Here is a 13,325-nt window from a genome sequence, read left to right on the forward strand (position 1 = left end):
CCCCGTTTACACTATGCGGATACTATATTTTACCCGTTATTGGTGCCTAGTGTACATCTTTCCAATACTCTTTCTTCAAGAGGTAGGCCACAATAAAGAATATAAACAGGAATCCGAGCACCCACCAACCTAAAGCTTGACGCTCTAACTTAACAGGTTCAGCTGAATAAACTAAGAAACCAGTGATATCACGTACCGCTTGGTCATACTCTTCAGCATTTAACTTACCACCAGAAACCACAATTGTACCATCTTCTTGCTTAACAGGCGTGCCTTGCAGTTCTTCAAGAACATGTGGCATACCCACAGAAGGGAATACAGTGTTATTTACGCCAAATGGGCGGCTTGGATCTTTATAGAAGCCTTTGAGGTATGAATACACCCAATCTTCGCCACGAACCCGTGCCACTAAGGTAAGATCTGGTGGTGTTGCACCGAACCACTTAGCCGCATCTTTATGTGGAATTGCGTTTTGCATCAGCTCACCGATTTTGGCATCGGTAAACATGTACTTGCTACGCATATCATCGGCAGAAATACCGAGATCGTTCGCCACACGCTCATAGCGTTGATACTGAGTGCTATGACAACCAGAGCAATAGTGTTGGAACATATCCAGACCACGCTCTAAAGAAGCCTTATCATGCAGATCAACGTTGGCTTTTTCTAAATGTACATTGTGTCCAGTTGCGGCCATCGCCAGCGTTGGGAGCAATGTAACTAATGCAATCAGTAATTTTTTCATTAGTGTGTCAACCTCGCTGGAACAGGCTTAGTTTTCTCATTTTTGCTGTATAACCACAGTAATAAGAAGTAGCCGAAATACGTCACAGTGAAGATACGTGCAACAATAGTCAGCTCTGGTGTTGCAGGTACAGCGCCTAAATAACCTAAGACGATGAACGATACAGCGAACTGAGCGATGTTCAACTTGTGCAGCGTGCTGCGGTAGCGAATTGACTTCACTTTACAACGATCTAACCAAGGCAATACGAACAGTACTGCAATCGACAGCCCCATCATAACCACACCGCCCAATTTATCGGGAACAGCACGTAAGATGGCGTAGAAAGGTGTAAAGTACCATACAGGCGCAATATGCTCAGGTGTCTTCATTGGGTTAGCCGCTTCAAAGTTTGGCTTTTCAAGGAAGTAACCGCCGCCTTCTGGGATGAAGAACAGCACGTAACAGAACACAATCAGGAAGCCCGCAACGCCCATAATATCTTTAACTGTGTAGTATGGGTGGAATGGAATACCATCAACTGGCCAGCCATTCTCGTCTTTGTTCTTCTTGATTTCGATACCGTCTGGGTTGTTTGAACCCACTTCGTGCAGAGCGATTAAGTGTAAGAACACTAAAACCACTAACACTAATGGCAGTGCGATAACGTGCAGAGCAAAGAAACGGTTCAGTGTGGCGCCAGAGATCACGTAGTCACCACGGATCCATAGAGTTAAGTCATCACCGATAACAGGGATAGCACCGAACAGAGAAATAATTACCTGCGCACCCCAGTAAGACATTTGTCCCCATGGCAACAAGTAACCCATAAAGGCTTCAGCCATCAGCACGAGGAAAATCAACATACCGAATAGCCACAGCAGTTCTCTAGGCTTTTGATATGAACCGTAAATCAGACCACGGAACATATGTAAGTAGATCACCACAAAGAACGCAGACGCACCCGTTGAGTGCATATAACGCAATAACCAGCCGTACTCTACGTCACGCATGATGTATTCAACAGAGGCGAAAGCACCTTCTGCTGTGGGTACATAGTTCATCGTTAACCAGATACCCGTCAGTAATTGGTTAACCAATACCAACATCGCTAGCGAACCGAAGAAGTACCAAAAGTTAAAGTTAGTTGGCGTAGCATACTGACCCACATGGCGATTATACGTCGCCGTCATTGGGATCCGAGCATCAATCCAATTAATTAAATTCTTAACCATTACGCCACTCCTTTATCTACACCGATGATAACAGTGCCATCATCAACATATTGATGTGGAGGGATAACTAGGTTCAATGGAGCTGGAACGCCTTGGAACACGCGGCCCGCCATATCGAACTTAGAACCATGACATGGGCAGAAGAAACCAGAAGTCACACCTTGAACTTGCTCAGCAAATGAATCTGGCAAATAAGTGGGTGAACATCCTAGGTGGGTACAAATACCGACAGCAATAAAATACTCTGGCTTGATTGAGCGCAGAGGATTTGTTGCATATTCAGGCTGCTGCATTTCAGCAGAAGCTGGATCTCTTAACTTATCGTCGTGTGTTGGCAGTTCATTGATCACAGCTTCAGTGCGACGAACAACCCATACAGGTTTTCCTCGCCATTCAACACGGATCAGCTGACCTGGCTCTACTTTACTGATATTTACTTCGACCGGTGCACCTGCAGCTTTCGCTTTGGCACTCGGATTCCATGACTTGATGAAAGGAACCGCTACAGCGACGGCACCAGCACCACCTACTACGGCGGTTGCGGCTGTCAGGAATCTGCGACGTCCGGTATCGACTGGCGCATTGCTCATCCACTTATCTCCCAGAGGGTGTTGGAATTTTTATATTTCAAAGACTTTTTGCCTCTTAGTTATCACCATGGGCAAAAATCGAAGTTTGAAGCGGGGCTCATTATAGCTAAAAATTAGAAGCAGATCATAGTGAAAACACGCAAGTAAGTTAGGGAGATTGCGAGTTTTTTAAAAAAAGGGCAAAAAAAGTACAGCTGTTAAGCAATTTTAATCGTTTTGAACTGTTTTTTGAGCATATTGACTGTGTGATAGGCATAAACAATGCATTGCTAATGTAATTTTAGCGCTCACTTTGTCACTTACTGTTTTCATTTAGGATAAAAAAATGGGCCCCAGTGATTGGGGCCCATTCTGAACGATTTAGCATCGCTTATTTCTTAGTAGCACTACTCTTCATGTATTTGAAGAATTCGCTATCTGGCTCTAACACCATAACGTCTGAACTTCCGGAGAAGCTCGCACGATAAGCATCTAAACTACGCAAAAAGCTAAAAAATTCAGGATCTTTGTTATAAGCATCCGAATAAATTTTTGCAGCTAATGCATCACCTTCACCACGAATGGTTAAGGCTTTACGCTCTGCTTCCGCAATTTTAACAGTAACATTGGCATCAATCGTAGCGCGAATAATTTCAGATTGCTCTTTACCTTGAGCACGGTGCTCTTTAGCCACAGCTTGACGCTCAGCGCGCATACGTTGGTAAATACTGTTACTCACGTTTGCGGGTAGGTTGATCTGCTTAACACGCACGTCAACAACCTCAATACCTAAATCTTTAGCACTCTCAGCAGCATTCGCTAACGCGTTATTTTGTAACTCATCACGCTGCCCAGAAACGATCTCTTTGATCGTACGACGACCAAACTCGGTACGTAAATCGTTGTTGATCTTACGTTGCAGTAAGGTCTCAGCATTCGATTTAATCCCCCCATTAGTAGAGAGGTAGTATTTTTCGAAATCAAAAATACGCCACTTCACATAGGAGTCGACCATTAAGTCTTTTTTCTCAGAGGTGACGAAACGATCTGCAGCACCATCTAAGGTTTGGATACGCGCATCAAGCAACTTCACTTTATCGATCACAGGCACTTTAAAGTGTAAACCTGGGCCGAAAACACGTGTTACTTGTTTGCCATCAACTTTATCTTTAACGATTTCGCCAAAGCGCGCCACAATCGCACGTTCGCCTTCGTTAACCACCATCACAGATGACAAACCAATGCCTAATATAACGGCGATCAGAACAATACTTAATCTACCCATGAATTACTCCCTCCCCTGGCGAGCACGTTCCTCGCGAGATGGGCGTTCACTCAAAGGCTCACCAATGCGTGTCGTTGAAATAGATGAAGAATTGACATTCTGTTGAGGTTTAGGCTCAACGTCTGGCATAGTCGCAGGCTTCTCTTTCATTAACTTGTCTAGTGGCAGATACATTAAATTGCCGTTGTTTTTAGCATCGATAATGACTTTGTTAGTGTCAGTCATCACCTGTTGCATTGCATCGAGATACAAACGCTTACGGGTCACTTCAGGCGCAGCTTGGTATTCAGGTAAGAGCAACTCGAAACGAGCCACTTTACCGCGCGCCTCTAAAATTTCACGTTCTTTATAAGCATTAGCTTGTTGCGCCATGCGCTCGACTTCACCACGTGCTTTCGGTTCAATCTCACGGGCATAGGCTTCAGCCTCACGAATAAAGCGTTGTTCGTCTTCTTGCGCTGAAATGGCATCGTCGAATGCATCTTTCACTTCTTCAGGCGGACGCGCTGGCAAGAAGTTAACGTCAACAATAGCCAAGCCCAACTTGTACGGCTCAAGAATGCGTTCTAATTCTTTCCAAGTATCGCGACGAATAGCATCACGGCCTGTGGTCAGAATATCGTCCATCTTGTTGTGACCAATGACATAGCGCAGCGCACTGTCAGTGGCTTCACGTAAACTGGCATTGGCGTCTACCGCACTAAAAAGATAGGCATACGCATCAGAAATACGATATTGCACGTCTAGCTCAACCTTCACGACGTTTTCATCAGAAGTTAGCATGCTGCCAGATGATGGCACAGAGCGAACTGATTGCACGTCAACAGGATAAATTTCATCGATAAACGTTGGTTTCCAGTGAAGACCCGGTCCCACCTCACCATTATGTTGACCAAAACGCAACGCTACGCCACGCTCGGCTTCTTTAATGGTGTACAAACCCGAAAGTCCCCAAACAACAAAAGCGATGGCAAGAATGATGATTAAGCTAAAGGAACTAAAGTTTTGGCCAGAAGAGCCATTACCTTTGCCGCCAAAGCGTTTTGAAAGATTACGAAAAACCTCATCAAGGTCCGGTGGTCCTTTGTCGTTACCACCTTTATTTCCCCAAGGATCATTACCCTTGTTACCGGGCTCGTTCCAAGCCATTTAGCACTCCATAAGTGGATGAAATAAATTAGATTATTAACAAACAGCCTTTTCTATCGACGCATCGTAGATAAAGGTTTCTAACTCACCCTGACTCTGTTTAGCTAATCGGCGCCAATCGGCATCCGATAAACGAACAGACAAAATACAGTTCCCCAGATCGTCGTACTCTTTCTGCTGTATCGCATCCAGTCGATAAAACTGGCCAAGATAATGTCCAGCAGTTGCCGGAATCTTAAGTGTAAACTCATGAATAACTTCACCAATTAACTCAGTGATCGCCTTCAAGAGCAGATCAAACCCCAAACGCTTTTGTGCCGAACCCCAGACTCGTACAGGCTTACCGCGTTCATCATATTCGATACGCGGCGTAACATCTTCAAGCAAGTCAATTTTATTGCAAACAATCAATTGCATCACTTTATCAGCATCGATATCTTTAAGCACTGATTGCACTTGCTCAAAATTATCCGCCATATTTTCATCTGCACAATCAACAATATGCAGTAACAAATCTGCTTGACGCGTCTCTTGTAATGTTGCTTTAAATGCAGCAACGAGATCATGTGGCAAATGACGAATAAAACCTACAGTGTCCGCTAAAATTACGGCACCGTCGGGTAGATCTAACTTTCTCAATGTAGGGTCAAGAGTCGCAAATAGCTGGTCAGCTGCATAAACATCAGATGAGGTTAAGGCATTAAACAGCGTTGACTTGCCCGCGTTGGTATAACCCACTAATGAGACGGTTGGCATGTCACTACGCTTACGGGCGCGGCGACTCTGCTCACGTTGTTTATCAACACGCTCTAAGCGTTTGTTGATGTTTTTAATGCGCCCCCGAAGCAAGCGCCTATCTGTTTCGAGTTGGGTTTCCCCTGGGCCACGTAAACCAATACCACCCTTTTGGCGCTCAAGGTGAGTCCAACCACGCACTAGGCGAGTCGACATGTGGCGCAATTGCGCTAGCTCCACTTGCAGCTTACCTTCATGAGTCCGAGCTCTTTGGGCGAAAATATCTAAGATCAGTGATGTCCTGTCCAATACTCGGCACTGACATACCTGTTCAAGATTTCGCTCCTGAGCTGGACTCAAGGCGTGATTGAAAATAACCACATTAGCCTCGGTGGCTGCCACTAAGGCGGCTAACTCCTCGGCTTTACCAGAACCAATAAAAAACTTACGGTCTGGTGAGCGTCGACTTCCAGTAATGACCCCGACTGAGCGTGCTCCAGCTGATTCGACTAATAGCTGTAACTCCACTAAGTCTTCTCGGCGTTCCTCATCGGAAAAGTCGATATGGACAAGAACCGCTGTTTCTCCCGCCTCATAACGATCAAACAAGAAGCAAACTCCTTAACTAAACTTTATTCGCCACTTGGCATATCGTCTTGCGCGCCATAACCGCCCTGGGCATTTTGATGGCCAGCAACGTTAAATGGACGAGCAGGAACCACAGTAGAAATAGCGTGTTTGTAAACCATTTGGCTCACTGTGTTTTTCAACAGAATGACAAACTGATCAAACGACTCTACCTGTCCTTGGAGTTTAATGCCGTTTACCAAGTAAATAGATACAGGAACGCGCTCGCGGCGTAGTGCGTTCAAAAATGGGTCTTGTAAAGATTGCCCCTTAGCCATTTTATTATTTCCTTTTTAATTTATATAAAAATAAATCGATATCAGTGAAGTTTTTTGTTTAGTTTTAGTATTATACAGCAAGGGCTAATAAGCTAGCGGCATTGACGCATAAGTGTAACTAAATTCCCCTCAGCACCACTTTCCAGCCAATTCAACTCTGGCCAACTACGCAACCATGTTAATTGACGCTTAGCTAATTGCCTAGTAGCGGCAACGGCTTTTTCGACCATAGTATCATAGTCAAATTCACCATCGAGATATTGCCAACATTGTCGATATCCCACGCAACGCATTGAGGGTAAATCTAAATGCAAGTCACCTCTCGCTTTAAGCTGGACGACTTCATCAATAAAGCCTTGCTCTAACATTATGCGAAAACGCTGCCCGATTAACGCATGCAACACTTTACGCTCTCGCGGTGCAATGGCAAATTGCACCACATCATAGGGTAAAGGAGTCGACTTGGTCATGGTTAACTCAGTCAAACTCTTACCGCTTATTCTATAGACTTCTAACGCTCTTGAAAGCCTTTGTGGATCATTAGGATGAATTCTTTCTGCAGAGACGGGATCTATCTCCCTCAATTGCTCGTGCAGCGCTTCCCATCCGTTTGTATCCGCCTCGGCTTGAATATCGGCGCGAATAGCCTCATCAGCACTGGGTAGCGGCGATAATCCCTCTAATAGAGCCTTAAAATACATCATGGTTCCGCCCACTAATAAAGGGATCTTGCCCATGCTGATAATCTGTTCAATCTCGCGCAGCGCATCGGCTCTAAAATCGGCAGCCGAATAACTTTCACTCGGATCGCGAATATCAATCAGCCGATGCGGACCTCGTGCTAATTCCTCGGCAGAGGGCTTAGCACTGCCGATATCCATGCCGCGATAGATTAATGCTGAATCAACCGAGATAATTTCGCAATTATGCTTTTCGGCTAATTCGAGAGCTAAAGCCGTTTTTCCTGACGCCGTTGGCCCCATCAAAAAAACCACTTTAGGCTGTAATTCTTTATTCAATTGCTTGCTCTTCTAGCCACGATTGCCAAGGTAAGGATACTGCTTTACTGGCAATTTTCTGCCTTTTATCTTCCGTTAACTGACAATAAGCGGCCCAAATATCGGGTGCCGAGATAAATCCAGTTAGACTCTGCTCTGCCAGCCATAACGCTAATGCATTGGGTGCTGGCGCTTCAAAACGTAGCGATTGTAACCACTCAGGAATGATCTTCGCTAACTGACAGTCCCTCAGATATGGGGGCACTTTTTTAATAATCAACTGCTGGTAACGAATTGTTAGCTCTAAACCAAGTTGACGGATAAGTGTTGCATGCTCTTCGAGTAACGCTGCCCAATCAGGATCAGCGGCGACCGATACTGGCATCAATAAAGGCTGCCCAATCAACCCTGTAGCCAGTTTTATTTCAATCTCATGGCTACGGACTGCTAATGCTGCAGACTCAATACGTAATAAACTTAATTTTGGCCCATCACTAAATACCCAAAATTGTCCATCGAGTATCAATGGCATAGGTAAAACAGCTTGATAAGCCTTGTCCTGTACGCTGTAAGATGGGGTCTGCAGTAATGCACCATAACTGGCAATCGCAGTCTTAGAAGGCAGCTCAGCTCTTGCACGGCTTTCTCCAGCCGAACTACTGCGTGACTCCCTAGGTACCGCCATGCTTCCATAGGCATTGCTCTGCACCATAGTCCCCGCCCGAACGGTGGCAATATCTCGAGCACGAGACTCACCAACAGGCGTATCGACTTGACTCCCTCGATAATTTTCAGGTTGAGGAGTATTAGTCCAAGCTAAGTTAGCTTTCGGAGATTGCAGCTCGAAGGCAGTATGTTCAGACTTGGGTTCTGAAACATCATCCTCCACTTGGGGCGAACCCAGCTCGAAAGGACGTTCAAAACTAAGCTCTCCGGCTTCTTCTAACGCCGATTGCAGTGCCTGCAAAATATAATCATGCACATAACGGCTTTGATGGAACCGCACTTCATGTTTTGCTGGATGCACGTTCACATCCACCTGATGAGGATCAATATCCAGCATCAGCACATAGCCGGGTTGTTCTACTTCGGCCTTTTGTGCAAATGCTTGACGTACCGCATGATTAACTAAACGATCGCGCACTAGACGGCCATTCACATAAAAGTAATGAGTATCGGTCTGCACGGTTGACCAAGGCGATTGCAGATAACCACTTAAACGTAAATCATCGTGTTGACATTCGATTCTAAGTGCTTGATCGGCAAACGGCCGGCCCGCAACCTGGGTCAGTCGTTGTAAATATTGTGACTCATTCATCGCCGGGCGATAATTGCGCACGGTTTTACCATTGTGTGTCAGGGTAAAATGGATATCCCCCCGCACCAAAGCAATTCGCTTTAACCATTCATCAATATGAGTAAATTCGGTTTTGTCACTTTTTAAAAAGCGTCGACGCGCCGGAGTATTAAAAAATAGATCAACGACTTCAATGGTTGAACCCACCGGATGCGCCGCAGGCATGACTTTAACAGCCATATCGACGCCTTCAGCGTAAGCTTGCCACGCTTCGGTTTGCTCAGCAGTGCGCGACGTTAAGGTTAAACGGGAGACGGAGCTGATACTTGCTAAAGCCTCACCGCGAAAGCCAAAGCTGAGGATAGCTTCAAGATCGTCGAGGGAATGCAGTTTCGAGGTGGCATGGCGCGACAACGCCAAGGCTAATTCATCCTTTGGGATCCCCGAACCATTGTCACGGATCTTAATCAGCTTACTGCCGCCCTTATCGATTTCGATATCGATACGGGTTGCGCCAGCATCTAAGCTGTTCTCAACGAGTTCTTTCACCACTGAGGCCGGTCTTTCGACAACTTCGCCAGCGGCGATTTGGTTCGCCAATTGCGGTGGAAGGATCTGGATCCCCATAGACTTCATCCTATTTAACTCTCAGGAATCACAAGTGTCTGCCCAAGCTGTACCACATCAGTCTTCATGCCATTAGCACGTATAATGCTAGCCATCGGGACTTTATAGCGCTGGGCAATAGCAGAAAGCGACTCCCCCCGACTCACCTTATGCTTAATATTTCCCGCAGATTGAGTACTTGATGGCGCCGTTGAACTTCCATGATTGCGCTTGGCCAATAAGGTATCAGCCGGTGGGTTGTTTTGGAAATAACGATTAACCCCCTTGTAAATCGCAGTGGCAATACTCTCTTGATGACGGTTGCTGCTCAGCAAACGCTCTTCTTTCGGATTCGAGATAAAGCCCGTTTCCACCAAGATTGACGGAATATCAGGAGACTTTAACACTGCAAAACTGGCTGATTCAGGACGATTCTTATGCAGCTCCGTCACTGCACCTAAATCTTTTAAAATATCCCCAGCAACCGAGTGACCAATGGCCATAGAGCTGTTCATAGACATGTCGAGTAAGGTCATAGCAAGATACTGTTCATTATCAGTATTTTGAATAATTTCCCCAGCACCACCCAGCAACTCTGAGTGTTTCTCTTTTTGTTCTAACCAACGACCAATTTCACTGTTTGCACGGCGCATCGACAATACCCACACAGATGCACCTCGTGGATTGGGTGATGTAAAAGCATCCGCATGAATAGAGATCAGCAAATCTGCCTTACTGTTACGAGCAAGTTCAGAGCGTTTATTCAAATTTACAAAGTAATCACCAGTGCGGATCATCACTGCACGCATTCCAGGTGTGTCGTTAATTTTGCTCGATAACCGTTTTGCAATTTCGAACACGACTTTTTTCTCATAAAGACCGGATGGTCCAATCGAGCCGGGATCATCACCACCATGCCCAGCATCAATCGCGATAACAATATCGCGGGAAGATGGCACACTTTGATTAACGGATTTTTTAACTGAAGTTGAACTCGTGACTGACGGCGAAGCCGTCACAGTTTTATCCTCTAGGTCAACCACAAGCCGATTACCATAAGGGGCCGTCACGGGTAACGAAAATAAGTTCGCATTTAAGGGTTTAACCAAATCAATAACCAGACGTAAATCGCCTTTCGTCGGAGATTTGCTGACTCGTATGCCTTTGACTAACTTACTGTTGTTATCGATATTTTTCAGGCTCAGTTTAGTTGATGCCTTTTTTAGATCGACCACTAAACGATGAGGACCATCGAGGGAAAAATAACTGTAATTGGGCACCTCACTCAAATCGAACACAATTCGTGTCGACTCGGGTGCGGCCCAAATACGCACACCTTCGAGCTGGTTGGCCGCGTGGGCTGCAACAGCAAAAAACGCGCATAAAAAAAGAATAATTCTTTGAAAGTAATACTTATTTTTAGTCATCTTTGTTTTTATTTTATCGCGGCTAATAGCGTTTTACCTGATTCGGTTAAGGCTCGAATATGGATTTCACGTCCTTGGTTAAAATATTTTAAATGTAGGTGGATATCTGCATCGGGTAACAACCCTTCACCTTTGTCAGGCCATTCTACGATACAGAGGCTGCTCTGGGTAAAGTAATCACGGATCCCCATAAACTCTAACTCTTCGGGATCGTTTAAACGATACAAATCAAAATGATAAACTTCGACACCGTCGAGCTCATAAGGTTCAACTAAAGTGTAAGTTGGGCTTTTGACTGCACCTTTATGTCCTAATCCTTGAATCAAACCGCGGCTCAGAGTGGTTTTACCCGCCCCCAAATCCCCCGTTAAATACAGAGTCAAAGGCGCTTGAATATGGCGAGCCAATTTTTGCCCAACCGCAATAGTCTCGTCTTCATTATGTAATTGAAAGGTTAACTCTGTCTCTGTCATGTCCGCTTATATCACTGCCGTTATCGATTAAGGAGGCAATTTAAGCGCGGCAGTCCACCCGCGCTTAAATTTTATAGCGCCTAGAGTAAATCACTATTTACTAATTGGCGAATAAAAGGCATCAAATCGCTGGCTAACATGCCCCGTTCACCTTGAACCGCTGCAAGGTCCGCCGCGCAACCATGAACGACAACGCCAACGACTGTCGCCTGCATGTTATCCATACCTTGAGCCATAAGGGCGCCTATAATACCAGATAACACATCACCGCACCCACCACTCGCAAGACCTGGATTACCAACTGGCGCCACGACCATCTGTTCTCCATCAAAAATGATGGTTCCAGCCCCTTTAAGCAGCACTACTCCACCGTATTTTTGCTGCAAAGCACGCACGGCTGCGAATCGATCATGCTCAATATCAGCGACACTGCATCCCAACAGTCGTGCGGCCTCTCCCGGATGAGGCGTGAGTACCCAGTTAGTTTGCCTGCGCGGTTCTTGACTGAGTAAATTCAATGCGTCGGCATCGAGTACACAGGGTTTATCGCTTAACCCCGCGGCTTTAAACAAGTTATAACCCCAATCGTGTTTACCTAACCCCGGGCCAAGCACAACCACCTGTGCCCAACCAAGGCGCAGATACACCTCCATATCGACTAGCTCACAACCCCAAAACATTAACTCAGGTCGAGATACATTTACCGTAAGTTGGTGCTCAGGCCGACTGATCACTGTGACTAATCCAGCCCCCGCACGCAAACAAGCTTCACTGGCAAGTCGAATCGCCCCAGCCATGCCAAAGTCACCACCAATCAGGGTCACTTTACCCGATTGACCTTTGTGGCTATCCCTTGCTCTGGCGGCAAAATAGCTTTTTAGGATTTCACCACCCACTCGAGTCGCGCTTTCACCATTAAAAAAAGGAGTTAATCCCAAATTGGCAAAAGCAAGATGACCGCAGTGATGTCTTGCCTTACTGGTGAGTAGGCCTTGTTTTAAACCGCCAAAGCATAAAGTCGCATCCGCCATCACTGCGACTTGAGCGACAACACCGGTATCGGCCAAGATCCCCGAGGGGAGATCCAAACTAAGCACCCAAGCATTACTCTGATTAATGGCATGGATAAGCGCTGCAACCTGTTCTCGCACCGCGCCCTGAACGCCAGTCCCCAGCAATCCGTCGATAAGGATTGGCGCCTGTAAGATCGCATCAATATTAGGAGAATCGACTATCCCACCTTGATTAAGGTAAGCAGAAAGCGCTTGTTCAAATTCTGGCGTACCCTTGGTCTTTAGTAAAAAAACGTGAACCTTATGTCCTGCTTCTAGAGCTAGTCGAGCACAAACGAGGGCATCGGCACCGTTATTACAATTACCTGCGAGTACCAATAATGGCATAGCCCCAAGCTTAGGCTGGCGCACTATCTGCTCTGTTAAATAGTTAAACGCTGCGCATCCAGCACGTTCAACTAATTGATACAACGTAGCTTCCCCTTCTGAAACTGCGAGCAGTTCAGCCGCTCGCACCTGCTCTTGCGTATAAAGCGCTGTGGGTAAACTCGATAAATCTTGTGCCATAGAGGATCTCCTGCGCGACAAAATAACAAAAGGGTGACTCATCTAATCGACCATCGCTATGGATGAACACTAAACAGTTAATGGTCAAATCAACTAATGAGATCAAGAAAGTAGCAAAAAGCTTCGAGAAAAGTTATGACGTAAATCAGATGCCATGCAAAAAGCAGTGAATATGGATAACACTTATCATCCAAAAACAACAAAGCCAGCATTTAGCCTGTCTCTTGATCACAAGTCTTCGTGATTGAGAGACATGGCCAATTCGTAACCCTCAAGGATGGTTTGTAACCTAAACCATCCTTCCCACAATACCTCTACACAAGCTCGACCTGTCCGCTTGGT

The 13,325-nt window shown here is 45.8% G+C and carries 12 protein-coding genes; all 12 read right to left on the reverse strand.

Annotation, left to right across the window (positions count from 1 at the left end; translation table 11 throughout):
* Positions 1-46: 46 nt before the first annotated feature.
* The 12 genes from IEY09_RS04705 to IEY09_RS04760 all read right to left on the reverse strand — a co-directional run bounded on the left by IEY09_RS04705 (position 47) and on the right by IEY09_RS04760 (position 12,983).
* Positions 47-745, reverse strand: a complete 699-nt coding sequence (locus IEY09_RS04705; RefSeq protein WP_055647225.1) for a cytochrome c1 — start codon at positions 743-745, stop codon at positions 47-49.
* Positions 745-1,959 (reverse strand): cytochrome b, encoded by a 1,215-nt coding sequence (locus IEY09_RS04710; RefSeq protein ID WP_011715793.1) that lies wholly within the window; start codon positions 1,957-1,959, stop codon positions 745-747. Before IEY09_RS04710 ends, IEY09_RS04705 begins: the two co-directional genes overlap by 1 nt.
* The gene (gene petA, locus IEY09_RS04715; RefSeq protein ID WP_037414180.1) at positions 1,959-2,549 is read right to left on the reverse strand and encodes a ubiquinol-cytochrome c reductase iron-sulfur subunit; all 591 of its coding nucleotides are present in this window, start codon (positions 2,547-2,549) and stop codon (positions 1,959-1,961) included. Before petA ends, IEY09_RS04710 begins: the two co-directional genes overlap by 1 nt.
* A 370-nt stretch (positions 2,550-2,919) precedes the next feature.
* A complete protein-coding gene (hflC, locus tag IEY09_RS04720) occupies positions 2,920-3,813 on the reverse strand; it encodes a protease modulator HflC (protein ID WP_037414182.1) in 894 nt (297 codons plus the stop codon).
* 3 nt (positions 3,814-3,816) lie between these two features.
* Entirely contained in the window at positions 3,817-4,962 is a 1,146-nt protein-coding gene (hflK, locus tag IEY09_RS04725; protein WP_037414184.1) for an FtsH protease activity modulator HflK, read from the reverse strand.
* Between the two features lie 36 nt (positions 4,963-4,998).
* Positions 4,999-6,306, reverse strand: a complete 1,308-nt coding sequence (gene hflX / locus IEY09_RS04730) for a ribosome rescue GTPase HflX (protein ID WP_188870064.1) — start codon at positions 6,304-6,306, stop codon at positions 4,999-5,001.
* A 23-nt stretch (positions 6,307-6,329) separates the two neighbouring features.
* Entirely contained in the window at positions 6,330-6,602 is a 273-nt protein-coding gene (hfq, locus tag IEY09_RS04735; protein ID WP_011070934.1) for an RNA chaperone Hfq, read from the reverse strand.
* Between the two features lie 92 nt (positions 6,603-6,694).
* Positions 6,695-7,621, reverse strand: a complete 927-nt coding sequence (gene miaA / locus IEY09_RS04740; protein WP_188870066.1) for a tRNA (adenosine(37)-N6)-dimethylallyltransferase MiaA — start codon at positions 7,619-7,621, stop codon at positions 6,695-6,697.
* Entirely contained in the window at positions 7,614-9,533 is a 1,920-nt protein-coding gene (gene mutL, locus IEY09_RS04745) for a DNA mismatch repair endonuclease MutL (RefSeq protein WP_372841680.1), read from the reverse strand. The genes miaA and mutL overlap by 8 nt, the downstream gene beginning before the upstream one ends.
* Positions 9,534-9,538: 5 nt before the next feature.
* The gene (locus IEY09_RS04750; protein ID WP_069453623.1) at positions 9,539-10,930 is read right to left on the reverse strand and encodes an N-acetylmuramoyl-L-alanine amidase; all 1,392 of its coding nucleotides are present in this window, start codon (positions 10,928-10,930) and stop codon (positions 9,539-9,541) included.
* Positions 10,931-10,938: 8 nt separating this feature from the next.
* Complete coding sequence (gene tsaE, locus IEY09_RS04755; RefSeq protein WP_037414194.1) at positions 10,939-11,403, reverse strand: tRNA (adenosine(37)-N6)-threonylcarbamoyltransferase complex ATPase subunit type 1 TsaE; 465 nt, start codon at positions 11,401-11,403, stop codon at positions 10,939-10,941.
* A gap of 80 nt (positions 11,404-11,483) precedes the next feature.
* Positions 11,484-12,983 carry an NAD(P)H-hydrate dehydratase gene (locus tag IEY09_RS04760; RefSeq protein WP_188870068.1) on the reverse strand — a complete coding sequence of 500 codons (1,500 nt, stop codon included), beginning with the start codon at positions 12,981-12,983 and terminating at the stop codon, positions 11,484-11,486.
* Between the last annotated feature and the right edge of the window lie 342 nt (positions 12,984-13,325).

This window comes from Shewanella xiamenensis, assembly GCF_014647135.1.
Classification (GTDB): domain Bacteria; phylum Pseudomonadota; class Gammaproteobacteria; order Enterobacterales; family Shewanellaceae; genus Shewanella; species Shewanella xiamenensis.